Below are 26,688 nucleotides of genomic sequence, written 5' to 3'. Positions count from 1 at the left end.
TCGGTGGGAGAAGGGTCGCATCGACAGGGGGGTGGGCGCTCTTCCCCGCCGAGAATATGTCTCCACATATACGGAACAATTCTTTTTGGGGGAGGCGGTGGACCGGCGAAAGGGGACCCTGCCGGGAACACCAGCAGGGCGGGCGGAGCCACTGGGCCATCTGCCCAAAGCCCCCCTCCTCCGCCCGTGTTGCTCAATCGCTGCTGTTTTGCACCTTCGCGGCCGCCCTTCCCCGCGCCAAAGGGCAGGGCAAACAGAAAATCCTATTTGTAAAGCCATCATCTATTTTAACACTGTGTTGATAACTCGGTGGAAATGGTGAAAAATCGCTTGCCCTTCGCCGTGCGCACCCCTCTTACCAAAAGGGGCCCTGTCGGACGATGCCGGCAGGGCCCCTTTGAATATGATACTCAAAATATACAGGCTGTATTTATTCGCCGCTCTGCTGGAACTCCTGCACCGCATCGAGGAAGGCCTGCCCGTACCGCCCCAGCTTGGATTCGCCCACGCCGGGCACCTCCAACAGCTGGGCGGGGGTGGTGGGCTGAATGGCGCTGATCTGTTTGAGGGTGGCGTCGGTAAAGACCACGTAGGCGGGCACGCTCTGCCGCCGGGCGATCTGGGCCCGCAAGGCACGCAGCTTTTGAAAGAGGGCGGGGTCGTAAAAGTCGTCGGCCGCCGCCCGGCGCTCCACCCGCTTTTGGCGGATGACGACCGGCTCCCCCTCTTCCAGCACCGCCCTGGCCCCCTCCCCCAACCGCAGCAGGGGGTACTGCCCCTCGGTGGTCTGGAGGATATCCTGCTCGCAGAGGGCGGAGATATAGCCCTTGATTTTGACCCCCGAGAGGTGGGAGAGGCTGCCGAAGAGGGGGGTTTCAGCCAGGGAAAAGCGCTGGATGCGGGCGGTCTCGCTCCCCTTCAGCAGTTCGCCGATGACCCCGGCCCCAAAGCGGCCGCGGACGCTGCGCACCGCCTGCAAAATGAGGGAGGCCGCCTCGCTGATGTCCTCCTCGGTGTAATCTCCCAAACAGGAGGAGCAGTTGCCGCAGCGGTCGGGGGCGTGCTCCCCAAAGTAGCGCAGGATGTACTGGCGCAGGCAGCCGGTGGCGGTGCAGTAGCCCTGCATCTGGCGGAGCTTGTCGTACTCCTTCGCCCGCAGTTGCTCGACCTGCTGGGGGGTGAGGTCGGTGTCGGGGTTTTCAAAGCTCTGGTCGATAAAGAAGAGGGCGGTGCGCACGTCCTGCCCGCTGTATAGGAGGATGCACTCGGCCGGGCTGCCGTCCCGCCCGGCGCGGCCCGCCTCCTGGTAGTAGCTCTCCATGTTCTTGGGCATGTTGTAGTGCAGCACGTAGGAGACGTTTGACTTGTCGATCCCCATGCCAAAGGCGTTGGTGGCCACCATCACCCGGCTGCGGTCGTAGAGGAAGTCCTCCTGATTTTGGCGGCGCTCCTCGTCGGAGAGGCCGGCGTGGTAGCGGGTGGCGTCCACCCCGGCGGCCACCAGGGACTGGCAGACCTGTTCCACCGCCTTGCGGGTGGAGCAGTAGACGATGCCGCTCTTCTCCCCGTTCTGGCGGACGTATTGGCGGACATAGTCCATCTTGGACTTGGGGGTCTCCACCCCAAAGTAGAGGTTTTGCCGGTCAAAGCCGGTGGTGATGCAGAGGGGGTCTTGCAGCCCCAAAATTTTCAGCACGTCCCCCCGGACAGCGGCGGTGGCGGTGGCGGTGAAGGCCGCCAGCACCGGGCGGCGGGGCAGGGCCTCGAGAAAGGCGGGGATCTGCAGGTAGCTGGGGCGAAAGTCGTGCCCCCACTGGGAGACGCAGTGCGCCTCGTCCACCGCCACCAGGGAGATGTTGGCCTGCTGCGCAAAGGAGAGGAAGCCCTCGGTCCCCAGCCGCTCAGGGGCCACATAGATGATTTTGTAGACCCCGTCCTTGCAGTTTTGCAGGGCCTTGCGGTACTGGGGAAAGGTGAGGGAGCTGTTGAGGTAGGCCGCCCGCACCCCCATCTGTAAAAGGGCCCCCACCTGGTCCTTCATCAGGGAGATGAGGGGGGAGATGACCAGGGCCACGCCGTCCATGGCCAGGGCGGGGACCTGGTAGCAGATGGATTTTCCCGCCCCGGTGGGCATAATGGCCAGGGCGTCCCGCCCCTCTAAGATGGCGGAGACCACCTCCCCCTGCCCGGGGCGAAAGGAGGGGTAGCCGTAGTACTTTCTGAGGATGTCGTTGGGGTTCATGGGGGCTCCTTCCCGAATGCAGATTGTCCCGTTCCCCCCGGCGCTCCGCTGGGCCAAGGAGGGCAAGGGGGCAACGGCAGAGATAAAGACTCTTTTTAGAGTAGTACAAAAGGCGGCAAAAAACAACCCCTTTCGACCCGCTGCGCGGCGGGACCGAAAGGGGTTTGCGCAAAATCCGTCAGCGGACGGTGCGGGCGCTGAAGTAGACCTTCCCTGCCTCCAGGGGGATGCCCTTTGCCCGGTAGAGCTCCTCCACCGTGACCAGCTGGTAGTCCTTGGCCAGCTCGGCGATCAGGGTGTCGCAGGCGTCGGCGGTGGTGGGGTGGATGTCGTGCATGAGGACGATGTCCCCGTCGCGGACGTTCTGGCGCACCGCCCGGATCACCGCGTCGGCGTTGCGGCTCTTCCAGTCCAGGGTGTCCACCGACCACATGATGAGGGGGTGGGGCACCTTCTCGCGGGTGGTGTCGTCGTAGGCGCCGTAGGGCGGGCGCAGGGCCTTTGGCTGGCCGGGCAAGATCGCGCCGATGGCCTCGTCGGCCCCCTGCACCTGCTGGGCAAACTCCCCCTCGTCGCACTTGGGCAGGGACTTGTGGCTGTAGGTGTGGCTGGCCACCATGTGCCCCTCGGCGTACTCGCGGGCCAGGATGTCGGGGTAGCTGCCGACCCGGTTGCCCAGCACAAAGAAGGTGGCGCGGCCGCCCACCTCCCCCAGCCGGTCGAGGATGCGGCCGGTCACGTCGGGGCGGGGGCCGTCGTCAAAGGTGAGGGCGATCATCGGCTTGTTGGGGTCCACGTAGCGGCCGGTCTTCACCCGCTCCACCAGGGCGGAGGTGCCCATGGGGGAAAGGCTCCCGGCGAGGAACTTGGCGCTCTCCTTTTCGGTGAGCTCGTCCTGGTCCCAGGCGAGGTAGGGCTTGAGCTGGTCGTAGGACAGGTCGACCACCGGAACGCCGTAGGCGCCGGGGAGGAGGAGGTAGCGGGGGAAGTAGAAGCGGACCCCCTGGGCGGTGAGGGCAAAGCGGCTGAAGACCCCCTCCTGGGCAAAGCCCTCCGCCAGAAAGGCCGGGTCCTCCGCCCCCTCGCGGTAGTCCTCGCTCGCGCGCAAAAAGTCGCCCACCAACTGCTCCAGGGCCGGGTGGTAGTCCCCCTGAAAAAAGTCCCCCTCCCCCAGCCGGCGGCCGTCGCGGCTGTCAAAGACCAGGGTCTCCACCCCGGTGGAGGGGTGGGCCATATTGGGCTCGCTCATCTCTATGTGAAAGACCACCGAGACCACCGGCCCGGCCCGGTAGCTCTCGTAGTCCACCGTGAGGACGGCCCGCTCCTGGGGGGAGGGGGCGCGGTAGTCGGCGAGGTCGCTCAAAAAGGTGTCGATGAAGGAGCCGACCGTCTCGGCGATGGCGCTGTCGGCGGCCTCATTACCCAGGTGGGGGTAGTGGACGCTGTAGGCGGTGTTCTCCTGATAATCGATTTTAGAGCGGATCTTTCCCACCTGCCGGGTCTCCTCCCGGACGGCAAAGGGGCCCTGGGCCAACTGCTCGTCGGAGGAGGGCCGGGGGGAGAGGGCGAAGGCCAAAGAGTTCAAGGAGAGGACGAGGGCGGCGAGGAGAAGGGAGATGACACCCAGGCCAACCACCCGTTTGGCCCCCCGATTTTGTCTTTTTTTCACCGATTTGCCGTTCATCCTTCTGCGCCGCCTCCCGTTTCCATTGCGGACTTCATCCGCTTCTCAGGGCCCCATTGTAGCATTCCCCCGATCGGCCCCACAAGTGCGTTTCGCAGATTGTAATAGTTTGTAAACTCTTGTCATTTTTTCTTCATTTATCCGCCAGAAAAAGGGGCTGGCGCCGGGGGATCAGTTCTCGGACTGGGCGCCCCGGACGGCGATGGGCCGCGCCTCCGGCGGGATGGGGAGGTACTGCCGGCCCGCCAACTGGGCGCGGTGCTCCTCCCCCGCGGCTCGCAGGAGGTCGGGGCGCTGCAACAGGTCGATGGCCGAGGCAGCCATCACCTTGGCGGCGTAGAGGGTACCCTTGTGGGCGATGCTGCTCTTCCCCTGGGCGGTGCGCTGCCAGGAGTGTCCCGGCGTGCCGGCGGCCATGGTGGCGGCCATGATCTGGGCGGTGGGGCAGAGCCAGCTCACATCCCCCACGTCGGTGGAGGAGGAGAGAAACGCCTCGCCCCCCACCGCCGGGACCACAAAGTTGTGGATGGGCTCCGCCCGGTGGGCCTCAGCCAGAGCCTTCCCCGCGGGGCCCAGCTGCCCGGCCATGGCCGCCAGGGTGCCGCCGCCCGCGGGCAGGGTGTCGCAGTAGGCCCGGGCAAAGGCCAGCTCCTCCTCGCTGTACAGGGGCAGGGGGACGGCCGCCAGGTTCTCCCCCATCACCCCGGCCAGGGTGTGGTTGGGGATCAGCTCGCTGCAGGCCTTGACGAACCGACATTCCACCTGGGTGCCGGTCATCAGGGCCGCGCCCCGGGCCACGTCGTCCACCCGGGCACGGATCTCCTCCACCTGGCTGCGCTGGGGGGCGCGGATGAGGTAGAGCGCCTCGGCATAGGCCTGCACCACGTTGGGGGAATAGCCGCCGGTGTCGGTGACGGCGTAGTGGACGCGGGCCTCGGGAATGATGTGCTCGCGCAAAAACTGAACGCCGGTGTTGAGGAGGGTGACGGCGTCGAGGGCGCTGCGCCCCAGGTAGGGGGCGCTGGCGGCGTGGGAACTGCGGCCGGTGAAGCGGTAGAGCACCTCGCAGTTGGCCAGACAGCGGGCGGAGGTGGCGGCGTTGAGCTCGCCCGGATGCCAGCAGAGGGCGCAGTCTAGCCCGTCAAAGGCGCCGTCCCGCGCCATGAAGGCCTTGCCCGCCCCCGCCTCCTCCCCCGGGCAGCCGAAGTAGACGACCTTTCCGGGCGCGCCGGTGGCGACGAGATACTCCTTCACCGCCAGGGCCGCCCCGAGGGAGCCGACCCCCAGCAGGTTGTGCCCGCAGCCGTGGCCGGGACCGCCGGGGACGAGGGGGTCGGGGGCAAGGGCCCCGGCGCGCTGGCTCATCCCCGAGAGGGCGTCGTACTCGCCCAGGATGCCGATGGTCGGCCCGCCCGTCCCAAAGGCGGCGGAGAAGGCGGTCTCCAGCCCCCCCAGCCCCCAGGTGAGGGCAAAACCGGCCTCCTCCAGCGCCGCGGCCAGGGTGCGGGCGGCAAAGTGCTCTTCAAACGAAGTTTCAGGCCGGTCCCAGATGGCGTCGCCCAGGGCGGCCAGTTGGGGGGCGCGGCGGTCAAGGGCGTCCAGGGCCCGCTGCTTTTGCTGTGCCAGATCCATCTCTCTTCTTCCTTTCTGTCTGGTCCTTTCCCTCGGGGGGAAAAGTGTGGTAGGATGGGTGTAGAAAGAGTATAGCACCGCCGCGGCCGGGCGGGGCATACGGATGTTTTATCCCCCCATTGGGGGCGGACCGGCAGAGGAGGGGTCTCATGAATACACAACAGCTCGCCATTGCGGCGGCGGTGGCCAAAAACCGCTCCATCTCCAAGGCGGCGCGGGAGCTCTATCTCTCGCAGCCCCACGTCAGCCAGCAGATCCGCGCCCTGGAAGAGGAGGTGGGATTTGCCGTCTTTGTCCGCAGCAACCGGGGCATCGCCGTGACCGCCCGGGGGGAGGAGCTGCTGCGCCGGGGGCAGGTGATCTTGGAGGAGGAGGCGGCCATCGCCGCCCTGGCCGAGGGGGAGGAGCCCTGCCGGCTGTCGGTGATGGCCCCGGCCAGCCTGCGCGTCGAGCGGGCCTTTGCCCGGCTGTGCGAGGAGTGCCGGGAGCGGCGCCCCCTCCTGCTGCAACTGAGGCGGGGCGGGTGGAGCGAGGCGGTGGAGCAGCTGGGCCGGGGCGCCGTGGACATGGCGGTGGTCCTCTGCCCCCCGGGGGACGACATCGGGGAACAGGCCGCCCTGCTGGAGCGGCGGCAGATCGCCCGCACCCCTTTGGGAAGACAGCCCTTTGCCCTGACCGCAGCCCGGGAGCACCCCCTGGCGGAGGGGTCGCTGGACCCCGAACGGCTGCTGGGGTACCCCTGTATCCTCTACGGCGGCCTGGGTCAGTTGGAGGGGTACTTCCCCGCCGACTACCGCCGCTGCCTGACGGCCGCCCGCCGCATCGAGGTGGAGGACCGGGAGGTGCGGCTGCGGCTGGCCGCCGGACAGGTGGGGTACCTGGCGGGGATCCCCCTGCACCCCAGCCAGTTGGAGGGGTACCGCCTGGTGAGCCGGGAACTGCCGGGGGCCGGCTGCGAGATGGCCCTGCTCTGCCGGCGGGAGCGGGCGCAGGACCCGGTGGCCCGGCGCTTTGCCCAGCTGGTGCGCGGGGAGATGGGCCATTAGGCCGCAGAGGACAAAAAGAGGGGGCGCTGTCGTAAGACAGCGCCCCCTCTCGGGTGGTGCGGCTTTACTCGCCCTTCTTTTTCAAAGGGGTCTGGTTTCCCTGGGCGTCCACCAGGACGACCCGGTCGAGCTGGCTGCGCAGGTTTTCGCGGCAGTAGGCCAGGTACTCCTGGCGCAGGGCCTGGCGCTCGGCGCTCTCCTCCTCGGTGAGGGGGCGCTCTTTGGCCAGGTGGGCCAACTCGTTGATCCGCTGGATTTTTTCTCTCTCCATCTTGGGGCGGGCTCCTTTCCCGGCCCGGGGCGGGCCTTCACTGGTCATTGTAGCGCCAGCGGCCCCCGTTTTCAAGTCCCCGCGGGGCGCTCGCCGGGATCGGACACCGGCTTCTGGCGCAGGCTGAATCCCACCAGGCAGAGCCCTGCCGCCGCCAGGGCGGTGTAGACGACAAACATGATCCGCAGACTGGCGTAGGCCAGAAAGAGGCTGGCTAGGGCGTTGCCCACAATGCCGCAGACAGCCACCTGCACCGCCGCCGAGAGGGCGATGGCCGAGGAGCGCAGCCGCTGAGGGGTGACCGAGGCGGTGTAGCGGATGAGGGCGGGGTTGTAGAGCCCCAGGGCCGCCGCCTCCAACAGCTGCATGTAGATGGCCACCTGCAGGGAGCCTGCCAGGGCGAAGGAGAGGCTGCGCCCCACCACCAGCACGCAGGCGAAGAAGAGCACCTTCTTATTGGAAAACCGCTTCTCCAGCTTGGGGTAGAGGAGCATGAAGGGGAAGACCCCCACCGACATCATGGTGACGGCCATCCCCTGGTCGCCGGCCGTCCCCCCGAACTGGCCGATGAGCATGGGCAGGTAGGTGACCACCGCCCGGTTGCCGATGTTGAGCAGGAGCAGCCCCCCCAGCAGCAGGGCGAAGGCCCGGTTTTTGAGGAGCGCCTTGCCCGCCTGCCAAAAGGTGTAGTGTCCCTCCCCCTGTCGCTGGCCGGCGCGGTTTTTGCAGGGCACCGAGGCAAAGAGACAGGCCGCCACCAGGGCCGGGGCCATAAAGGCCGCGTGCAGCCAGAAGATGGTCCCCTCCCCCCAGGCGGAGATGGCCCTGCCCACCAAAAAGCCGGCCACCGCGCAGGTAAAGGCCCCAATCCCCCGGGCCACGCTGTAGACGATGCGGGCGTTCTTCTCGGCCGCCTGGGTGGTCCAGGAGTCCAGCAGGGTCACCAGGGACTGGTCGAAAAAGGCCAGCGCCAGCACCGCCGCTGCCGCCAGGGGGAACGACGAGGTGGCCGGGGGCACCAGGAACCCCACCGGGATGGCCCCGCCCATGAGGGCGAGGACGATCCACTTGATGGGGACCTTGCTGTCGGCCAGGTAGCCCAAGAGGGGCTGCGCCACCAGGCTGACCGCCGCCATCAGCGAGTAGATGACGCCCACCTGGGCGTCGGTGATGGAGCGGCTCTTCAAAAAGACCGCCATAAAAGAGAAGGAGGCGGTGTAGGCCATATAGTAAAAGCCGTAGGCCGCGCCGATCGCCCAGGGCCCGCCCCTCCCCCGCTGCCGCTGCTTGTTCACCTGTACCGCCCCTTTCCCGCCGGTTTCTCTGATTCCATATTGTGTCAAACCGGCTTTTGCTATACAATAGACCCAGTCTGTTTTTGCCGCGGCCCGCAGAGGCCGCCAAATGGGAAAGGGGGGAGCCGCCGATGGAGCGCAGCCTGGAGACCGAGAGCGGGATCCTCCGCTACCGCTGTGAGCGCAAGCGGGTCAAAAATATCAACGTGCGCATCGACCGGGAGGGGCAGGTGCTGGTCTCCTACCCGGCGGGCTGCCCCCTGTCGACGGTGGAGGCGTTTTTGCGCCAGAAGTCCCGCTGGATCGCCCGCGCCCAGGAGCGGATGGCCCGCCGCGCCGTTCAGGCCCAGCAGCCCCGGCACGTGCAGACCGGCGAGCGGGTGGAACTGCTGGGCAAGCCCTACACCCTGCGCATCTGCCAGGCCCTGCCCCCGGTGGCGAGCGAGCCCGATGGGCCCGGCCTCGCCTGGGAGGGCATCCTCTTTTTAAAGGTGGAGGATCCCGAGCGGGAGGAGAGCCGCAAGGCCGCCTTCGCCCGCTTTGTGGACTGTTGCAGCGCCCGGGTCTTTGCCGATGCCAACGACCAGGTGGCCCCCCTCTTTGCCCCCCTGGGGGTGTCCCGGGCCGAGGTGCGGGGGCGGCGGATGACCGCCCGCTGGGGCACCTGCCACACCCAAAAAGGGCAGATCACCCTCAACAAATTCCTCCTCCACCTGCCCCGCCAATGCCTCTGTGGGGTGCTGGTGCACGAGTACGCCCACTTTCTCTACCCCGACCACGGGGAGCGATTTTGGGCCCTGGTCCGCCACCTCGACCCCCAAAACCCCCAGACCGAGGCGCTGCTGCGGGGCTACTCGCCCCACTTCTAGGGGCACTTCCCCTTGTCAAAACGTTTGCGCAAATTGCACAAATCCCCTGCTCCCACCCCGGCCAAAGCGCTGAAAATGGGGAGGAGCGGTTGTGCTGGAAAAAAAGACGTGTTACCATACCGTTGACACAGTGCGACTGCGCGCTGCCCATCTGGCCCCCTGCCGGGCAATTTTACGGGCGCCGCCGCGCGGTGCGAAGAGGGATTGACCGGCGCCAGAGGCGCCTTTTTTTGCGCCCACCGCACCGATTTTGAAACGGAGGGAACCCCTATGCCTGTAAAAGCCTACGATATGCTCGCCCACACCCTGACGCGCGCCGGCATCCCCGGCCCCAAGGCCCTGCAAGCCCTGCGCCACTACGTGGTGGCGGGGGAGGTGGACCGCGCCTGCGACGTGGCCTTTGACATGTACCGCACCAGTGAGGACTGGGAGGGCCGCATCTGGGACGAGCTGATGCAGATCGCCCTGCAAGAGGTGGGGCTGGCCGACCCCTACGCGGTGGAGCAGGTGCACAGCCTGCGCAAGATCAAAGAGACCACCGAGATCTACAATCCCGCCGGCGGCGGGATGCACTGCCTCTGCTTTGTGCAGGCCATCCGCTATCTCTGCGCCTGCGGGCGGGACGACTCGCTGGAGGCGGTGACCAGAGAGATCCGCGGCACCCTGGACGGGGGCGCGCAGCCGGTGATCCCCGACTTTTGCTATGACCACCACACCCGCCTGGGGGTGGAGTGGGGCCGCACCCCGCTGGACTTTCTCGACCCCGACGGCGGTTCCAAGGTGGTGCCCGCCCTGGAGGGGGTGGCCGAGCCCTACATCGCCCGTCTGCGGGAGATCCTGACCCCCGAATACGGCCACGGCGAGAAATTCAAGGCCCCCGGCTACATCGCCTGGGAGCACTTCAATGCCCGCAGCGGGGTCTCCGCCGACCTGATCCTGGCCGCCTTCCAAAAGTGCATCCGCCGGGCCATGGAGCGCGAGGCCCTGATGGTGGCCTGCGACGGCTTCCTCTCCGGACGGGACTTCGAGAGCTACTTCTTCAACCGGATGGTCATCATGTCCATCGAGGACATCGGCATGGGCGACCCCAACTGCCACCGGCTAATGGCCGCCTACCGGGACAGCCGCACCTACTTCCCCGACGACCCGGACACCCGGCTGATGTACCTGTTGCAGGGGGTGCGCTACCTCTGCTCCTGCAAGAAAGAGCGCGCCACCGAACTGATCAAGGGGATCATGGTCAAGGAATTTGCCGCCGGCAAGGTGCCGGAGATGCCGGAATAGCGATAAGAGCGATAAAAAAGGGGGGACGCCTGTCGGGCGTCCCCCATTTTCTCTTTTTTCACGGCAGGGTGGAGAGGATGAAATTCAGCAGGTAGTAGCCCAGGGCCAGCCAGATCGCCGGGCTGCGCAGAAGGGCGGGCCACCGCCACTCCCGCGGGATGGCGGGGTCGTTTGGGGGGAGGGCGGCCTCCCGGCAGAAGAGCTTGCCGCCGTAGAGGACGGCCGCCACCGCCGCCGACCCGGCCGTGACCAGCAGGTAGAGGAGGGCCCAGCCCCCTTCCAGCAGGGGGAGGGCCAGGGCCACGGCGTTGTTGAGCAGGTGGAGAGCGGCGGTGTAGAGGGGGGTGCCAGTCTGATCGGCCAGATACCCCAGATAGAGCCCAATGACAAAGGCGGGCAGCCCCTGGGGCAGGTTGCCGTGGGCCAGGGCGAAGAGGAGGGCGGAGACGACAATGGCAAAGCGGCGGCCGCAGGGGGCGAGGGCCCGCAGCAACACCCCGCGAAAGGCGTACTCCTCCACCAGGGGGGCCGCCGCCACCGCCGTCAACAGCAAAAAGAGGGCGGGTGCGCCCCCGGTGAGGGAGAAGTCGGGGCTGACAGGGGCCAGCCCCCACCCCCGAAGCAGTCCTGCCAGGGCCTCGGCCGCGGCGGTGGCGAGGGTGTTGAGCCCCAAGAGCACCAGACAATGCCCCCCAAAGCGCCGCCACGACCCCGCCGGCATCTGGGTCCGCCGCCAGATGGGGGCCAGCCCCAACTGCCGGCGCAGCCACCAAAAGGGCAGCGCCCCCGACAGGAAGGCCGAGAGCAGCCCAGCCGCCCCCTGCCAGGCGGGACTGGGGTCGCCAGGGGCCGCGTTCCCCCCCAGGAGGGAGGTGATCTCCCAGCCGAGGAGGGAGAAAAACCCCAGCGCCAGGGGGAAGAGGGCATAGCCCAACAGCGCCGCCCCCACCAGTTGGTAGCGGCGGCGGGCCCCCTCGCACAGCAGCCGGGCGCGCTCTCCCCTTCTCTCCACGGCGGTCGTCCCCTCTCTCCCCCTGTAAAGGGGGGTGATTTTTTGTACAGATAGATACAATCATTGTACCAGTTTTTGGAGAAATCACAAGTCTGGGGTTTTGCCGTTGACAGGGTTTGTCCAACTTGGTATCATGAAGAAGAACGCAAAAAGCAACGCAATTTCCGCCCGCAGAGGGCGGCGCGATTGCAGACGGTATGGTGGCGGGCATCTGGCGCAGCTGCGCCCGGGCGCCCGCCCCCTTTTTGCCAAACGCCCCTTTGGGGAGGGGCGGTCTGCGCGCCGCCAGGCGGAAAAAAGAGGAGGATGTGAAATGGCAGAAGCGATTGCCCGGCCCAAAAAACGGCATACCGACATGACCAAGGGGCCGATTGCCAAAACCCTGTTTTTCTTTACCCTGCCCATGTTCCTGGGCAACCTGTTCCAGCAGCTGTACAACATGGTCGACTCCATCGTGGTGGGCAACTTCGTGGGCCCCAGCGCCCTGGGGGCCGTGGGCTGCACCTTCCCCATCGTCTTTGTAGCCATCGCGGTGGCCAGCGGTTTGGGGATGGGCTGTTCGGTGGTCACCAGCCAGTACCTGGGGGCCAAGGACTACGGCTCGGTGCGGATGTCGGTGACCACCTCGCTGATCTTCAACCTGGTGGTCTCCATCGCCCTCTCGATTTTGGGGATGGCCGCCTCGGGGACGGTGCTCAAGTGGATGCGCACCTCCCCCGAGACCATCGACATGGCCACCGAGTACCTGTTCATCTACTTTCTCGGCCTGACCTTCATGTTCATGTACAACACCATCGCCGGCACCTTTCGGGCGCTGGGGGACTCCAAGACCCCGCTGTACTACCTGATCCTCTCCTCCTTCCTGAACATCGGGCTGGACCTGCTCTTCGTCATCCAGTTCGGGATGGGGGTCGCCGGGGTGGCCTGGGCCACCATGATCGCCCAGGGCGTCTGCGCGGTCTTCTCCTTCATCCACCTGATGAACCGGCTGGGGCAGTTTGAAAAGCGGGCGGACCACCGGGTGTTCAGCACCGAGATGCTGCGCACCATCGTGCGGCTGGCCATCCCCTCGATGCTGCAGCAGCTCTCGGTCTCCATCAGCTCGGTCCTCTGCCAGACGGTGATCAACGGCTTTGGGCCGATGCTGGTGAGTGGCTACACCGCCGCCAACAAGATCGAGTCCATCGCCGGCATGCCCATCATGAACTTGGGGATGGCCGTCTCCACCTTTGTGGCGCAGAACATCGGCGCCGGGAAGATGGAGCGGGTGAAAAAGGGCTTCAAGAGCGCCCTCATCATGGTGCTGATCTTTGCCGCCGCCTCCTGCGTGCTGCTGCTCCTCTTTGGACCCAACCTAGTGGGCATCTTCGTCAACCGGGAGGTGGAGGGCGCCGCCGAGGTCATCAACTGGGGCACCTACCACCTGGTGCACATGGCCTTCATCCTCTTCATCCAGGGGCTGATGTTCACCGGCGAGGGGATGCTCAAGGGCGCCGGGGACATGAACCTGCTGGTCTTTTGCACCCTCACGGGGATGGTACTGCGCACCATCTGCGTCTTCGCCCTGGCCCCCAAGGTGGGCTTTGCCGCCATCTGGTTCTCCATCGGCCTGGGTTCCCTCACCGAGGTGATCATCGCCTTCTGGCGGTATTTCCAGGGCGGCTGGAAGGAGAAGGCCATCGTCTCCGACAGCGGGGACGAGGCCCCCGAAGAGGCGGGCGCCGAGGCCTAGACAGCCCGGCAAATTCTCCCTGCAAAAATAAAAAGTCTCTCTTTTCGTCTTTACAAACGCCCCTTCTCCGGCTATGATGGAGGTGGAGAAAACGCTTGCGAAGATGGCGTCTCACTTTGTAAAACGGGCGGGCGACCGCCTGGAATAAAACGTCTAGGAGGAAGATTCAATGTCTCTTCAATACCACCTGAAAATCAAAGAGGGAGATGTGGCCCCTTACGTGCTGCTGCCCGGCGACCCCAAGCGGGTGCCCATCGTCGCCAGCTACTGGGATGAGGCCCACTTCGTGGCCGACAACCGGGAGCACGTGACCTACACCGGCGTCTACAAGGGCGTTCCCATCTCCTGCACCAGCACCGGTATGGGCTGCCCCTCCACCGCCATCGCCATGGAAGAGCTGGCCCGCTGCGGGGTGAAAAACTTCATCCGCATCGGCACCTGCGGCACCTTCCAGGACTACGTGAAGAAGGGCGACATGCAGATCTTTGACTCTGCCTGCCGCTACGACGGAACTTCCTACCACTACGCCCCCGGCCCCTTCCCCGCCGTGGCCGACCACGACACCGTCGAGGCCGCCGTCCAGGCCGCCAAGGAGCTGGGCCTGCCCTACCACGTGGGCACCACCCGCACCCAGGACACCTTCTACGCCAACTACCCGAAGCCGGGCAGCGCCTTTAACGGCTTCTGGCAGTCCCGCTGGGAGAACTTCTACCCCGACTTGAAGAGACTCAACGTCATGGGCGGCGAGATGGAGACCAGCATCGTGCTGGTGCTCACCCGCATCTGGGGGCTGCGCGGCGGCGCCATGGCCGTGACCCTGGACAACATCATCGACTCCCAGGAGGACGAGGGCGAGTACGAGCCCGAGCAGGCCCTCGACCACAGCGAGGACAACATCAAGACCCTGTCCCTGATGGGCTGCGAGACCATTAAAAAGCTCTACGAGATGGACCAGGCCGCCGGCAAATAGGCCACCGGCCAGACTGCCACCTGTAAAGGGGGGCGCGACGATTGCTGTCGCGCCCCCCTTTTTGTCCCTTTTTCGGCAAATGCGAGAGGGGGGCGGGGCCCATCGGCCCCGCCCCCCTTGATATGGAAGAGGTGATCGTATATTTGAAGGGCGCTAGAAGGCGCCTTCAAAGCTCTTTTGCACCAGCTGGACGAAGAGGTCGCGGTCGGCCCGCAGCCCCACCTGGACGTTGGCCGCCCGGCCGGTGGTGCCCTCCCAGTCGACCACCGTCTGGCCCCGGTGCTCGCCGGGGGTCAGGCAGATGTCCACATAGTAGGGGCTGGTGTGCAGCAGTTCGGGGTAGGCCAGGCAGCCCACCGCCAGGGCGTCGTGGACGACGCAGTTCTCGCCGAAGCGGGCGTTGGAGGCGGCGTATCCCTCCAGCCCGTCGCAGAGGACCTGGGAGAGGGGGTCCCGGTGGGTTTGACGCAGCTGCGCCCGCTCCCCGTCGGTGAGGTAACAGTCTCTGGTGCAATCCAACCCGCACATGATGATGGGGGCCCCGCAGGCAAAGACGGTGGCGGCCGCCTCGGGATCGTTGTAGATGTTGACCTCGGAATAGGGGGTGACGTTCCCCCCCTTGGCCGCGCCCCCCATGAGGGAGATCACCCGGATCTTGGGGAGCAGGTCGGGGCGGGCGGTGACCAGGCGGGCCAGGTTGGTGAGGGGGCCCACCGGCACCAGGGCCACCGGCTCCTCACTTTTTTCCAGCAAGTCGGCTAGAAAGGCCACCGGGTCGTCGCTGTCGGGGGCGGTGGCGAGGGATGGCGGGGGAACGGCGTTCCCCATCCCCTCCTTGCCGTGGAAGATGTGCTCGCTGTCCTCGGGCTCGGGGTGATCGGGCTGGCAGAGAGGGGAGGCTGCCCCCTTGCAGACCGGCACCTCCAGGGCCAATAGCTCCTTGAGCCAGAGGGTGTTGCGCAGGGTGTAGTGCAGGGGGCGGTTGCCGAAAGAGGCCACCAGCCCCAGCAGTTTGATGGATCGGCAGCGGGCGGCCAGGGTGATGGCGACGGCGTCGTCCACCCCGGTGTCCACATCCAAAATAACGGGGATCGGTTTCATTGTTTCACATTCCTTTCCGGCGGCTGTTTGCCGCAAAACAGGCGGTGCGCCTGTCTAGAGGGCGCCCCTGACCGCGGCCGAGACCAGCTGCCAAAAGCGCTGGGGGTCGGCGGCGACCCCCACCTGCACGTTGGCGGGACGGCCCAGCCGGTCCTCCCAGTCGACCACCGTCTGGCCCCGGTGCTCGCCGGGGGTCAGGCAGATGTCCACGTAGTGCTCTTCCGTCCGCAGCACCCCCTCGTCGATGAGGCAGGCCACGGCCAGGGGGTCGTGGAGCAGCTCGTCGATGGAGAGGTAGAAGGCCCCGCTGTCGCAGAGGACCTGGGCCAGTTCCCCTTCGCTCTCGGCGCGCAGCTCCTCGATCATGGCGGCGGTGACCACACAGTCCCGGGTGCAGTCGAGGCCGCACATGACGATGGGCGCCCCGCAGCCGAAGACGGTGGCGGCCGCCTCCGGGTCGCTGGAGATGTTGGCCTCGACAAAGGGGGTGACGTTGCCGCCCCGGCCCGCGCCCCCCATGAGGGAGATCACCCGGATCTTGGGGATGAGGTCGGGGCGGGCCACCACAAAGCGGGCCACATCGGTGAGGGGGCCCACCGGGATGAGGGCCACCGGCTCCCCACTCCTCTCCAAAATACCGGTCAAAAAGGCCACCGCGTCCTCGCCGGCGGGGGCGGCGGCAAGGGTGTCGGGGGCCACCACCGGGCCCAGCCCCCGGTCGCCGTGGCAGTTGACGACCCCCTCTTCCGGCACCCAGTCGGGCTCGCAGAAGGCGTGGGCCGACCCCTTGCAGACCGGCACCTGCACCCCCAGCAACTGGGTGAGCCAGAGGGTGTTTTGCAGGGTATTTTCCAGTTTGCTGTTGCCAAACGAGGCCACCAGCCCCAGCAGGTCGATCTGCGGGCTGCGGGCCGCCAGAGCGATGGCAAAGGCGTCGTCCACCCCGGTGTCCACCAGCAAAACGGCGGGAATCGATTTCATCGAGCATCCTCCTTTTTCTTTTCCTGAATGTATGATAAACTATATAGGAACTATACAGTCAACCGATTTTTCATGTGTTTTTTGCACAAAGAAAAGAGAGAAATTTTATGGAAAAAAGCAGGCGTTCCCTCTTTACCGTCAGCCAGTTCGCCCAGATGTGCGGGGTCTCCCGCCAAACTTTGATCTACTACGACAGGGAGGGCATCTTCTCCCCCCAGGTGGTGGGCGAAAACGGCTACCGCTACTACTCCCACCTGCAGTACGACGAGCTGGAGACCATCCTCACCATGCGGGACCTGGGGACGCCCCTGGCAGAGATCCGCAGCCGCCTGCTGGAGGGGGAGGAGGGCGGTCTCCTCCCCCTGCTGGAAGAGGAGGAGCGCCACCTGAACCGGGAGATCGAGCGGCTGGAGTACCTGCGGGAATCGGTGCGGCGGAAGCGGCAGCTTGCCCTCCTGGCCCAGAGCCACCCGCCCTTCTCCCCCTGGGTGGAGCGGCGGGGACCCCGCCATTTTCTGCTGGAGCCCTTTTCCGCCCCCATCACCCCGGCCAGCTACGCCCAGACTGCCGCCCTCCTCTCCCGCTACTGCCGGGCCCACCAGTACGGGCAGGGCAACTCGTCGGGGGCCGGGGTCTCGCGGGAGCGGCTGGCAGCGGGGGACTATTTCAGCGCCAGCTACTACGCCATGGAGCACCCCGCCCCCACCGGCGACGAGAAGGAGCACCTGGAACCGGCAGGCCGCTGGGCCATCATCCACCACCGGGGGTACTACGACTCGGCCTGGGAGAGCTACGGCCTGCTGCTGTCCTACATCGCCCGGGAGGGGCTGCAAATCGCCAGCGGCAGCTACGAGTCGCGGCTGCTGTCGGCGGACTCGACCAGGGATCCCGAGCACTATCTGACCCGCATCGAAATCCGGGTGGAGTGAAGGACCTCTGCCGACCAAACCCGCCCGCATGGGCCCGAAAAGGGACCCATGCAGCCTTTGCGCCGCGCGGACCATCGGATTTTTAAGAGGGCACTGCACCCGCTGACACCGGCAGCCCGGCAAGACGGGAGCGCGGTTGGCACCGCCCCACCCCAGCGAATTGCCTTCCTTTGCGCCCTCGGCCCCCTTCCCTTTATGAAACCGTATGCCAAGGCCATTTGTCTCCCCCGGCAAAACCGGAGAGGGGGGGCGCGAACACTGCAAAGAGAGAGAGCCGACGGTCAAGGGACCGTCGGCTCTCTCTTTATTTTTTGGCAAAGGGCAGCTATTTCCCCAAACTGTCGATCAGGGCGGGCAGCTGGGCGAGGGTGGCGATGACCGGCGCCCCAGAGGCCCGCAGTGCCGCGGAGCTCTGGTGACCGCCCTCCACCAGGACGCAGTCGCAGCCCAGGGCGCGGGCCACCTCCAGGTCGTGAAGGGTGTCCCCCACGGCCACCAACTGACCGGGCGAAAAGCCGCTCTGGGCCAGCCAACCCTTCGCCAGGCCGCGCTTGCCGTGGGCCAGGTCGTGCTCCACCCCGAGGATGTCCGAAAAGCGGGAGGCGATGGAGAAGGGGGCCATCTGGTGGGCCAGACTCCGCCGCCCGGAGGCGGAGATCAGCACCTGGCAGAGCCCCCGCTCCTCTAAGGCGGCCAGCGCCTCCTCCGCCCCCGGGCAGAGGGCGCAGGTGGGGCAGGCGGCCTCGTAGCGGCGGATGTAGTCGGCCGCCACCGCCTCGTAGGGTTCGGCGGAAAAGTCGAACCCCAGCCGCTGGTAGTAGTCCCGCACCGGAAAGGTGAACACCTGCAGGTAGGCCTCCCGGCTGGGGATTGGGGGGAGCCCCCGCTCCGCCAACAGCTCATTTTCCACCTGGATACAGACGTCCAGGTCGTCAAAGAGGGTGCCGTTCCAGTCCCAGATGACACAGCGCTTGGGCACAGCCGTCCCCTCCTCTCTCGGTCCCGCCGCCAGGGGCGGGGGCATTTAGTCCAGGTCGGCGCCGTTGGTGGCGATGACCTTTTGGTACCAGTAGTAGCTGTCTTTCTTGATGCGCTCGCAGCTGCCGCCCTCCTCGTCCCGGTCCACGTAGACAAAGCCGTAGCGTTTTTTGTAGCCGTTGGAGGTGGAGAGCAGGTCCATGAACGACCAGGGGTTGTAGGCCAGCACCTCCACGCCGTAGTGCATGGCCCGCTGAATGGCCTGGATGTGGGCGCGCAGGTAGTCGATGCGGTAGCTGTCGTGCACCTTTTTGTCGTCGGTGAGGGCGTCGTAGGCGCCCATCCCGTTTTCGGTGATCATCAGAGGTTTGCCGTAGCGGGCGTAGATATCGCGGAGGATGAACTCCAGGCCGATGGGGTCGATGGCCCAGTCCCAATCGGTGGTGTCACAGGCGGGGTTGCGGACGATCTGGAAGAAGTCGGGCTCGGTCTCGTAGGACTCGATCTCCCCCTTCTTGCCGGTCCAGTTGACCCCCTGCTCGGTGCGCTCGGTGGCGTCGCCGGCGCTGCGGGCGCAGTCGCTGGAATAGTAGTTGAAGGCCAGGAAGTCGGAGTACCCCTCTTTAAAGAGGTCCAGGTCCCCCTCCTCGATCACCGGGGCCATGTTGTGCTCCTCCAAGTAGATCATAGAGGCCTTGCTGTACTCCCCTTTGAAGTAGACGTCCAGGTAGAAGAGGGTGCGGAAGTCCACCGCGTTGAGCATCCCCAGCGCGTCCTCGGGCTTGGAGGTCAGGGCGTAGATGGGGGCGGTGTTGATGGCCGCGCCCACCATGCCGCCGGGGACCAGCTCGTGCACCAGCTTGCAGGCGGTGGCGTGGGCCAGGTTGAGGTGGTGGTTGATCTGGTAGCGGATCTGGGGGTCGTCCAGATACTTCTCGGGGATCAGGCACTTCTGGGTCCAGAACTGAACGATGATGCTCTGCTCGTTGATGGTGGTCCAGTACTTGACCTTGTCCTTGAATTCGTTGATGATGAAGCGGGCGTAGTGGGCAAAGTCCTTCACGCTCTCCCTGCTGATCCAGCCGTCGTACTTTTCGACCAGGGCCAGGGGCATATCGTAGTGGTAGAGGGTGGGGATGGGGGTGATGCCGTTTGCCAGCAGTTCATCGATGAGGTCGTGGTAAAACTGCACCCCTTTGGGGTTGGGGTCCCCACTGCCCTGGGGGAAGACCCGCGACCAGGAGATGGAGAAGCGGTAGGAGGTCATCCCCAGCTCCTTCATCAGGGCCACGTCCTCCTTAAAGCGGTGGTAGTGATCGCTGGCCAGGGAGGCGTCGGCCACGCCGGGGCGGCGGTTGATGACGTCCTGCTGGGAGAGGGCCTTGCCGTCTTCCTCGGCGGCGCCCTCCACCTGGTAGGCGCTGGTGGAAGCCCCCCACATGAAGTCCTTGGGGAAGGGTCGGTAGTTGATTGCCATTGGTCTGGTTCCTCCTTTTTCTCTGTGCGGTTATTGCAGGCAGGCCCGAAGCTCTGCCAGCACGGACGGGAAGTCGACTTTGGAAAAGTCGGTGGTGTCCACCGTGACCACCGGGCCCAGGTGGAACTTCTCCACCTCCCAGCTCTTCACCATGGCTTCAAACTCGTCCCAGTCCTCCAAGATGGTGGCGGGGTCGCTCTCGCCGGGGAGGAGGGGGTAGTGGTCGTCGATGGCGTGGGCCGGGTGGCGGTCGGGGGCATGGTTGCGGGCGCAGAGCCGGTCGAAGATGACCCGCAGGTCGCCGGTGAGGTAGAGGGTGACGCAGCGGCAGCCGAACTCGCCGGCCAGCTTCTCCACGTCGGGGAGATCGCAGGCCTTGAAGTTGCTCTCGATCATGGCGTCGCCCCCGGCCTTCAGGCAGCGGTGGGCGTCGTAGTAGAGGATCTCGGTGCTGGCGCGGTCCAGCTGCTCCTTGCCCTGGGGGGACTGAAAGCCCACCACGTCAAAGAGGATCTCCTTCATCTTGTCCTTGCAAAAGAGGGGGACGCCCAGCTCCTCTTGCAGGTACTCGGAAAGGGTGGTCTTGCCGGTTCCGGGCAGCCCGGCGACAATGTAGAGGGTGCTCATTTCTGCCTATTTCCTCCTGTCCTGTTTTCCGATGGGGTCTTACCGGTTCTATGATAGCACGGAAAAACGCCGGGGCGCAATCGGCCTTTGCAAAAAAAGGGGACAACCGCTCAATCAGCGCGTTCTGCCCAAAAAGAAGGGGTGCTTTTCGCCCTTCTCCACAAGGTGCGGCCGGCGCCCTGGCGCTTTGGGCGGGGGCGGGGTACAATGGACAAAAGGAGGGATGTCCCCATGGCCAAATACCGGTGTTCCGTCTGCGGATATATCTATGACGAGGGAGAGGAGGGCCGCCCCTTTGCCCAGCTGGAGGAGGGGTGGCGCTGTCCCCGCTGCACCGCCCCCAAGGCGCTGTTTGAGCGGGTGGAGGACCCGCCCCCGCCGGCGGGCGAGGAGGAGGGGGAGGCGCCGGGGAGCCCCGACGCCGATCCCCACCTGGCGGAAATCGACCGCCTGGCCCGCACCGGGGTGAGCGAGACGGCGGCCATGGCCACCACCCTGCCCCTGCCCCGGTGGGAGGACATCCTCTTTCTGGGCGGGCAGTTGGCGCGGCTGCCCCTGCTCGACGAGGAGCCGGTGGCGACCGAGACGGTGATCGGGCGGCACGCCCAAAAGCCGATGGTCCTCTCCATGCCCCTCTACATCTCCCACATGTCCTTCGGCGCTCTGTCGCGGGAGGCCAAGGTCGCCCTGGCCAAGGGGGCCACTGCCGCCGGCACCGCCGCCTGCTCGGGGGAGGGGGGCATCCTGCCCGAGGAGCAGGCGGCCGCCGCCACCTACCTCTACGAGTATCCCCCCAACGGGTACAGCGCCACCGACGAGAACCTGCGCCGGGCCGCCGCCATCGAAATCAAGATCGGCCAGGGGACCAAGCCGGGGATGGGGGGCCACCTGCCGGGGGAGAAGGTGACCGCCGAGATCGCCGCCCTGCGGGGCAAGCCCGTGGGGGAGGACATCCACAGCCCCTCCCGCTTCCCCGGCATCGAGAGCCCCGGCGACCTGCGGGCCCTGGTGAGCCAGCTGCGCGACCGCTCGCAGGGGCGGCCCATCGGGGTGAAGATCGCCGCCGGCCACCTGGAGGAGGACCTGGCCTTCCTCGCCCAGTCGGGGGCGGATTTCATCACCATTGACGGCCGGGGCGGGGCCACCGGCGCCAGCCCCCGCTTTCTGCGGGACAGCACCAGCCTGCCCACCATCTACGCCCTGCACCGGGCCCGCCGGTTCCTGGACAGCCACCGGCTGGAGATGGAGCTGGTGATCACCGGGGGGCTGCGGACCGGCCCCGACTTTGCCAAGGCCCTGGCCATGGGGGCCGACGCGGTGGCCATCGCCTCCTCGGCGCTGATGGCCCTGGGGTGCCGCCAATACCGCATCTGCGGCAGCGGCCGCTGCCCCATGGGGATCGCCACCCAGGACCCCGTCCTCCGCAAGCGGCTGGATGGGGAGGAGGGCGCCCGGCGGGTGGAGCGGTTTTTGCGGGGCAGCTGCGAGGAGATCAAGACCTTCTGCCGCATCTGCGGCCACCGCCGGGTGGACGAGCTGTCGGTCGACGACCTCTGCACCCTGGACGAGGAGATCGCCCGCCACGCAGGAATCCGCCACGCCTAAAATCAAAAAGAGAGGGGCCGCTCGCGGTGAGCGGCCCCTCTCTTTTTTTGCAAAGCGGGTTATTGTGGGGTGCCATCCTCCCAGCAGTCGGCGCCGGTGATGCCGATCTGGGCGGGGCGAAAGACCGGGTCCCTTCCCTCCCTCTTCTGGCGGGTGTAGTCCCGCTCGGCCAGGGAGACGGTCTTTGACAGGGCGAAGAGGGAGACGATGTTGACGATTGCCATCAGCCCCATGAGGACGTCGGCCAGGTCCCAGACGGTGGCGAAGTCGGCCTGGGCGCCGAAGAAGACGGCGGCCACCGCCACCCAGCGAAAGGCGGTGAGGAGGGTTTTGTTGTCCCGGATGAAGAGGAGGTTCCCCTCCGCATAGCAGTAGTTGCCCACAATGGAGCTAAAGGCAAAGGCCAGCACCGAAAAGGCGATGAAGCCGACGCCCCACTGCCCCACCTGGCTGCCCACCGCCGCCTGCACGAAGGGGAGGGCGTTGAGGCTCTCCGACCCCTGCACCCCGGAGAAGAGGAGGATGAAGGCGGTGGTGGTGCAGATGAGCAGGGTGTCGATAAAGACGCTGAGGACCTGCACCGTGCCCTGTTTCACCGGGTGGGAGACCTCCGCCGTGGCGGCGGCATTGGGGGCGCTGCCCATCCCCGCCTCGTTGGAGAAGAGCCCCCGCTTGATGCCGATGACGATGGCCGAGCCGGCAAACCCGCCGGCAATGGCCCGCAGGTCAAAGGCCTGGGAGAGGATGAGGGAGAGGACCTGGGGCAGCTTTTGGATGTTCAGGCCGATGATGACAAATCCCAGCGCCATGTAGATGATGGCCATCACCGGGACGATGAAGGAGGTGATGAAGCCGATGCGCTGGGTGCCGCCGAAGATGACCAGGGCGGTGCCCGCCGCCAGCACCAGGCCGATGATGGCCGGTGCGTAGGGGGCCAGCGAGGCCCCGAAGTAGGGGGCGAAGGCCGAGGTGATGGTGTAGGATTGCAGCCCGTTGAAGCCAAAGGCAAAGCAGGCGATGAGGAGGACGGCAAACAGGACCCCCAGCCAGCGCCTGCCCAGGGCCTTTTGGATATAGTAGGCCGGGCCGCCCCGGTACTCGCCGCCCCGCCGCACCTTGTAGATCTGGGCGAGGGTGCTCTCGGCAAAGGCGGAGGCGGCCCCCACCAGGGCCATGACCCACATCCAGAAGACGGCCCCCGCGCCCCCCAGGGCGATGGCGGTGGCCACCCCGGCGATGTTGCCGGTGCCCACCCGGGAGGCGGTGGAGATCATCAGCGCCTGAAAGGAGGAGACCGACCCCTTCTCCCGGCGCTCGGTCATGGAGCGGATGGCGTCGGGCAGCAGCCGAAACTGGGCGAACCGGGTGCGAAAGGTGAAGTAGAGCCCGGCGATGACCAGCAAAAAGATGAGGATGAAGCTGTACAAAAAGTCGTTGGCAGCCCCCAGAAAACTGCGAAAGGCCTGGGAGACGGCGTCAAAAAAGGCGAAGAGGGCGCTCATAGAAAACTCCTTTGCAAGATGATTTGGGCAAAGCTCAGAGGGCGAGCTGGTAGATGCAGAGCCCCTCCCCCTCCATGTCGGGGAAATGGAGGGTCTCGGTGTGGGAGAAGTCGTTTTTTTCAAGCACCCGGCGCGACCCCCGGTTTTCGGCCACCACGTGGCCCACCAGGGTGATCCCCGGCAGCGCCTCCCTCGCCAGGCGGACGATCTCGCCCAGCACCTCGCTGGAATAGCCCTGGTTCCAGCAGTCCTTGGCGGTGAAGGTGCTCATGTCCCAGCGGGCGGGGTCGCCCTCGCTGGGGCGGACGGCGTAGACCCCCACAAACCGCCCGTCTGCCTTTCGCTCGATGGCGAAGGCCCAGCCGCCCGAGGCGAGGTAGTCCCGGATGAGCTGGACCGCCTCGCCCCGCTCCCGCTGCTGCGAAAAGCGCATAAAGCGGGCCACCTCGGCGTCGCTGGTCAAAGAGAACACCGCGTCGGCGTCCGACTCGGCCAGGGGGCGCAGCCGCAGCCGCGCAGTCTCTCCTGTCACTGCAAACACTCCCTTTCCGCCCGGCAAAACCGGCCGCCGGGCCCAAAAACATACCGTGTTAGTATACCCGAAAGTGCGCCGTTTTGGCAACTCCCCCGTCCTTTCAGGGACAAACGGGCGCAAAAATGCCGCGGCGGAAACCCGCCGCGGCATCTGCCGAGGGGCCCAACGGCCCCGGGTGTTTAGTAGTAGTAATAGCTGCCGCCGACCGCAGCGCTGATGACGGCCACGTAGAAGATGATCGAGACGATGATCACCACCACGCCCACGATGCCGCCGATGATGGAGAACATCTTCGACTTCTTGGCCGCGTCCTGCGCGCCGGCCAGGTCGCCCATGGCGGCCAGCTTGTCGATCTTCGAGGCGAAGACGATGCCGGGGATGCCCAGGGGCAGGCAGCAGAAGATGGTCACGATGATGGACCACACCAGGTAGGCGGTGCCGCTGACCGGGGGAACGTTGGCGTAGACCGGAGAGGCCTGGGGCTGAGGCGCGCCGTAGCTGTAGCTCGCGTCCTGCTGGGGGGCGCCGTAGTTGTAGGTGGGCTGCTGCTGAGGCTCGGGCTGAGGGGCACTCTGGTAGGGCTGCTGGGCCGCGCCGTCGCCCTCGGGGGCCTGGGGGACCGGTTCGCCGCAGACGGCGCAGAACTTGGCGCCGCTCTCCAGCTCACTGCCGCATTTGTTACATTTCATCTGCATTTTCTCCTTTCAAAAGCCACCGCCCCATTGGCGGCGGGTGTCTGACAGTCAATCTCCCTACAGAGCTCCGTCGGTGAGCCAGGAGGGGAGAACGTCCAGGTGGTAGAGGATAAAGCCGATCTTGATGGCGATGGCCAGCAGCGAGATGATGATGCCCGCCACGGCCAGGCCCCTGGTGCGGTTGCCCCGGTACCCCAGGCAGCTGGTGAGCAGACCCATGGGGCAGAGCACCACCCAGAAGGTGAACAGCCCCGCAATGGAGCTGATGAACCCGACAATGGTGCAGATGTCTTTCCAGGTGTACTCCCGCCGGGGGGTCGGCAGGTAGGGGGCGTACATCGAGTAGACCGGCGGCTGGTAGGGCGAGGGCACCGCCTCGCCCTGGTGCGCCGCCTGCGATTCGGGCTGCTCTCCGGTGAGGGAGGCGCCGCAGGCCTTGCAGAAGGCGCTGTTTTCGGCGTTGTCAACGCCGCAGTTCGGGCAAGTCAAAAAATCGACCTCCTTTTCCCCAAAGCGGGGGCGATCGCCGCCAAACCCGCTTTAGAATACCTTTATTATACACAAGGAAGGGCCTTTTCGCAACAATATTCCCGCTTTCGACAAACCTTTGTCAGAAATTTGACAGACACTTTCCCAAAGCGGCGGGGTCAGACCGCCCGCAACTCGTAAAAGACCAACTGGGCCGGGCCGATGGGCCGCTTCTGCAGGTCGCTCTTGCAGGCGTAGCTCCACTCCAGATAGAGGGCGCTGGCCCGACCCAGCTCCCCCCGAAAGCGGCGGCGGGCCCGCAGGGCGCAATCGGCCAGCTCGTCGAGTTCGGCGGGGGAGAGAAAGCCCTCGTCCCCCATCACCTCCACGTCCTCGTCGGTGATGACCACCGTCTCGTCGTGCTCCCCCCCGGTGGCCAGGTTCCAGAGGTCCCCCCGCACCGCCTCGATGACGGTGCGAAAGGGGGAGAGCTCGATCACCCCGCTCTTCTCCGCCACGAAATAGGGGTAGTAGACCACCAGGCCGCCGGGGCCCAACTCCCCCAAGAGCCCCTGGGCAAAGGTCTCCGCCTCGGCGGCGGAGGCCCCCACCAGCCGGGGCAGGTTCTGGTCGTCCCCCCGCTCGACGGCGCTGCGCACCGTCCAGAGGATGCCCTCCTCCAGCCGGGTGTCGGGGGCGAAGGTCTGCCAGGGCACGGCGGGCAGACCGCCCTGGCGCAACCTGTAAAAACCCTGCAGCTTATTCATCGCTCTCCTCCAAAATCGCCTGTACCCGACCCACCTGGTCGCCCTCCCGCAGCATCACCTTGATGCCGTGGGGGTGGGTGGCGCTGCCCGTCAATATCCGCTTGACGTGTCCCCTGGTCAGGCGGCCGGTGCGCTGGTCTTTTTTGAGGACGATGTCCACTAGGGCCCCGATGCGGATGTCCGCCCGGCGCTGCCCGTTCACAGGGCCGCCTCCCCGCCCAGGGGGCGGATGGCCTCGGTGAGGATCGGGCCGATGGAGCCCCGCAGGAGCAGGTCTGCCCGCCCGTCCTGGGGGGTGGGACTCTTGTTGATGAGCACCAGCCGGTGGCCCCGGTAGTACTGCAGCAGCCCCGCCGCCGGGTAGACCGCCAGGGAGGTGCCCCCCACGATCAGCATCTCACAGCGAGAGATGGCGTCCACCGCCCCCTGCAGGGTCGCCCCGTCCAGCGACTCGCCGTAGAGGACCACCTCCGGTTTGATGAGGCCCCCGCAGCTGCAGCGGGGCAGGCCGCTCTTCCCCAGTCCCTCCGGCCCGCAGAGGGCCCCGCAGGAGAGACAGCGGTTTTGGTAGATGGTGCCGTGCAGCTCGTACACCCGGCGGCTGCCGGCCTTCTGGTGCAGCCCGTCGATGTTCTGGGTGATCACCGCCCGCAGCTTGCCCCGCCGCTCCAACTCGGCCAGTGCCAGGTGGGCCGGGCCGGGCTGGGCGCCGGTGACCAGCATCTTCTCCCGGTAAAAGCGGTAGAACTCCTCCGGGTGGGCGGCGAAGAACCCGGCGCTGAGGATGGTCTCAGGGGGCCAGTCGTAGTGCTGGCGGTAGAGGCCGTCCTCGCTGCGAAAATCGGGGATGCCGCTCTCGGTCGAAACCCCCGCTCCCCCAAAAAAGACGATGTTGTCGCAGCCGTCGACCCAGCGGCGCAGCCGCTCGACCCCGTCTCTCTCATTGTGCTCGCTCATCCGATCCCCTCCCATGGCGTTTTTCCCAT

General features: G+C 66.3%; 25 protein-coding genes. 7 read left to right on the top strand and 18 right to left on the bottom strand.

All coding sequences use genetic code 11. From position 1 onward, the window contains the following. Window positions 1-430 precede the first annotated feature (430 nt). The 3 genes from recQ to BN3266_RS01585 form a co-directional block, all read right to left on the bottom strand. Window positions 431-2,242, bottom strand: a complete 1,812-nt coding sequence (gene recQ / locus BN3266_RS01595; protein ID WP_059003247.1) for a DNA helicase RecQ — start codon at window positions 2,240-2,242, stop codon at window positions 431-433. Window positions 2,243-2,420: 178 nt separating this feature from the next. Beyond that, a complete protein-coding gene (locus BN3266_RS01590; protein ID WP_195891590.1) occupies window positions 2,421-3,878 on the bottom strand; it encodes a polysaccharide deacetylase family protein in 1,458 nt (485 codons plus the stop codon). Window positions 3,879-4,097: 219 nt separating this feature from the next. After that, the gene (locus tag BN3266_RS01585; RefSeq protein ID WP_059003244.1) at window positions 4,098-5,558 is read right to left on the bottom strand and encodes an amidohydrolase; all 1,461 of its coding nucleotides are present in this window, start codon (window positions 5,556-5,558) and stop codon (window positions 4,098-4,100) included. A gap of 149 nt (window positions 5,559-5,707) precedes the next feature. On the opposite strand from BN3266_RS01585, the gene BN3266_RS01580 reads away from it, so the two are divergent. Continuing rightward, window positions 5,708-6,604: a LysR family transcriptional regulator gene (locus BN3266_RS01580; protein WP_059003241.1), complete on the top strand. Its 897-nt coding sequence runs from the start codon at window positions 5,708-5,710 to the stop codon at window positions 6,602-6,604. A 64-nt stretch (window positions 6,605-6,668) separates the two neighbouring features. Here the strand turns inward: BN3266_RS01580 and BN3266_RS01575 are convergent, their stop codons facing one another. Beyond that, window positions 6,669-6,875: a DUF896 domain-containing protein gene (locus BN3266_RS01575; RefSeq protein ID WP_044993053.1), complete on the bottom strand. Its 207-nt coding sequence runs from the start codon at window positions 6,873-6,875 to the stop codon at window positions 6,669-6,671. 71 nt (window positions 6,876-6,946) lie between these two features. Further along, window positions 6,947-8,170, bottom strand: coding sequence for an MFS transporter (locus tag BN3266_RS01570; RefSeq protein WP_059003239.1), 1,224 nt, complete (start codon window positions 8,168-8,170; stop codon window positions 6,947-6,949). A gap of 131 nt (window positions 8,171-8,301) precedes the next feature. Between BN3266_RS01570 and BN3266_RS01565 the strand changes: the two genes are divergently transcribed. Together BN3266_RS01565 and BN3266_RS01560 are read left to right on the top strand one after the other, a co-directional pair. Beyond that, window positions 8,302-9,039 carry a M48 family metallopeptidase gene (locus BN3266_RS01565; RefSeq protein ID WP_059003237.1) on the top strand — a complete coding sequence of 246 codons (738 nt, stop codon included), beginning with the start codon at window positions 8,302-8,304 and terminating at the stop codon, window positions 9,037-9,039. Between the two features lie 270 nt (window positions 9,040-9,309). Further along, entirely contained in the window at window positions 9,310-10,323 is a 1,014-nt protein-coding gene (locus BN3266_RS01560; protein ID WP_242861698.1) for a hypothetical protein, read from the top strand. A 58-nt stretch (window positions 10,324-10,381) separates the two neighbouring features. Here the strand turns inward: BN3266_RS01560 and BN3266_RS01555 are convergent, their stop codons facing one another. Continuing rightward, complete coding sequence (locus tag BN3266_RS01555; protein ID WP_059003233.1) at window positions 10,382-11,335, bottom strand: CPBP family intramembrane glutamic endopeptidase; 954 nt, start codon at window positions 11,333-11,335, stop codon at window positions 10,382-10,384. A gap of 313 nt (window positions 11,336-11,648) precedes the next feature. On the opposite strand from BN3266_RS01555, the gene BN3266_RS01550 reads away from it, so the two are divergent. Both BN3266_RS01550 and BN3266_RS01545 read left to right on the top strand, forming a co-directional pair. After that, window positions 11,649-13,067 carry an MATE family efflux transporter gene (locus BN3266_RS01550; protein WP_059003231.1) on the top strand — a complete coding sequence of 473 codons (1,419 nt, stop codon included), beginning with the start codon at window positions 11,649-11,651 and terminating at the stop codon, window positions 13,065-13,067. Between the two features lie 169 nt (window positions 13,068-13,236). After that, window positions 13,237-14,037, top strand: coding sequence for a nucleoside phosphorylase (locus BN3266_RS01545; RefSeq protein WP_021660595.1), 801 nt, complete (start codon window positions 13,237-13,239; stop codon window positions 14,035-14,037). A 153-nt stretch (window positions 14,038-14,190) separates the two neighbouring features. Here the strand turns inward: BN3266_RS01545 and BN3266_RS01540 are convergent, their stop codons facing one another. Together BN3266_RS01540 and BN3266_RS01535 are read right to left on the bottom strand one after the other, a co-directional pair. Further along, window positions 14,191-15,138, bottom strand: coding sequence for a nucleoside hydrolase (locus tag BN3266_RS01540; RefSeq protein WP_059003230.1), 948 nt, complete (start codon window positions 15,136-15,138; stop codon window positions 14,191-14,193). Between the two features lie 54 nt (window positions 15,139-15,192). Then, the gene (locus BN3266_RS01535; RefSeq protein WP_059003228.1) at window positions 15,193-16,119 is read right to left on the bottom strand and encodes a nucleoside hydrolase; all 927 of its coding nucleotides are present in this window, start codon (window positions 16,117-16,119) and stop codon (window positions 15,193-15,195) included. A 107-nt stretch (window positions 16,120-16,226) separates the two neighbouring features. Here BN3266_RS01535 and BN3266_RS01530 point away from each other — a divergent pair, with 107 nt between their 5' ends. Beyond that, window positions 16,227-17,048: a MerR family transcriptional regulator gene (locus BN3266_RS01530; RefSeq protein WP_059003226.1), complete on the top strand. Its 822-nt coding sequence runs from the start codon at window positions 16,227-16,229 to the stop codon at window positions 17,046-17,048. A gap of 325 nt (window positions 17,049-17,373) precedes the next feature. On the opposite strand, the gene BN3266_RS01525 is transcribed toward BN3266_RS01530, so the two are convergent. Genes BN3266_RS01525 through BN3266_RS01515 form a run of 3 tightly spaced genes read right to left on the bottom strand, consistent with a single transcriptional unit; the run spans window position 17,374 to window position 20,130 of the window. Continuing rightward, the gene (locus BN3266_RS01525) at window positions 17,374-18,027 is read right to left on the bottom strand and encodes an HAD family hydrolase (protein WP_059003224.1); all 654 of its coding nucleotides are present in this window, start codon (window positions 18,025-18,027) and stop codon (window positions 17,374-17,376) included. 45 nt (window positions 18,028-18,072) lie between these two features. Continuing rightward, window positions 18,073-19,503: a glycoside hydrolase family 1 protein gene (locus tag BN3266_RS01520; protein WP_059003222.1), complete on the bottom strand. Its 1,431-nt coding sequence runs from the start codon at window positions 19,501-19,503 to the stop codon at window positions 18,073-18,075. 30 nt (window positions 19,504-19,533) lie between these two features. Continuing rightward, a complete protein-coding gene (locus BN3266_RS01515) occupies window positions 19,534-20,130 on the bottom strand; it encodes a P-loop nucleotide/nucleoside kinase family protein (protein ID WP_059003220.1) in 597 nt (198 codons plus the stop codon). 231 nt (window positions 20,131-20,361) lie between these two features. Here BN3266_RS01515 and BN3266_RS01510 point away from each other — a divergent pair, with 231 nt between their 5' ends. Then, window positions 20,362-21,735 (top strand): glutamate synthase-related protein, encoded by a 1,374-nt coding sequence (locus BN3266_RS01510; protein ID WP_059003218.1) that lies wholly within the window; start codon window positions 20,362-20,364, stop codon window positions 21,733-21,735. A 59-nt stretch (window positions 21,736-21,794) separates the two neighbouring features. On the opposite strand, the gene BN3266_RS01505 is transcribed toward BN3266_RS01510, so the two are convergent. From BN3266_RS01505 to BN3266_RS01475, 7 genes are all read right to left on the bottom strand, one after another. Continuing rightward, a complete protein-coding gene (locus BN3266_RS01505; protein WP_059003216.1) occupies window positions 21,795-23,237 on the bottom strand; it encodes an alanine/glycine:cation symporter family protein in 1,443 nt (480 codons plus the stop codon). Window positions 23,238-23,271: 34 nt separating this feature from the next. Continuing rightward, complete coding sequence (locus BN3266_RS01500) at window positions 23,272-23,769, bottom strand: GNAT family N-acetyltransferase (protein ID WP_059003214.1); 498 nt, start codon at window positions 23,767-23,769, stop codon at window positions 23,272-23,274. Window positions 23,770-23,951: 182 nt separating this feature from the next. Then, window positions 23,952-24,461 (bottom strand): CD225/dispanin family protein, encoded by a 510-nt coding sequence (locus BN3266_RS13385; protein ID WP_052537698.1) that lies wholly within the window; start codon window positions 24,459-24,461, stop codon window positions 23,952-23,954. A 63-nt stretch (window positions 24,462-24,524) separates the two neighbouring features. Then, entirely contained in the window at window positions 24,525-24,956 is a 432-nt protein-coding gene (locus BN3266_RS01490) for a zinc-ribbon domain-containing protein (RefSeq protein WP_059003213.1), read from the bottom strand. Between the two features lie 158 nt (window positions 24,957-25,114). Further along, a complete protein-coding gene (locus BN3266_RS01485) occupies window positions 25,115-25,702 on the bottom strand; it encodes a hypothetical protein (RefSeq protein ID WP_059003211.1) in 588 nt (195 codons plus the stop codon). Next, window positions 25,695-25,904, bottom strand: coding sequence for a YwbE family protein (locus BN3266_RS01480; RefSeq protein ID WP_059003209.1), 210 nt, complete (start codon window positions 25,902-25,904; stop codon window positions 25,695-25,697). Before BN3266_RS01480 ends, BN3266_RS01485 begins: the two co-directional genes overlap by 8 nt. Further along, the gene (locus BN3266_RS01475) at window positions 25,901-26,659 is read right to left on the bottom strand and encodes an NAD-dependent protein deacylase (RefSeq protein ID WP_059003207.1); all 759 of its coding nucleotides are present in this window, start codon (window positions 26,657-26,659) and stop codon (window positions 25,901-25,903) included. The genes BN3266_RS01480 and BN3266_RS01475 overlap by 4 nt, the downstream gene beginning before the upstream one ends. Between the last annotated feature and the right edge of the window lie 29 nt (window positions 26,660-26,688).

This window comes from Bittarella massiliensis (ex Durand et al. 2017) (assembly GCF_001486165.1).
GTDB lineage: Bacteria > Bacillota > Clostridia > Oscillospirales > Ruminococcaceae > Bittarella > Bittarella massiliensis.
This window is presented reverse-complemented; position numbering and strand designations above follow the sequence as displayed.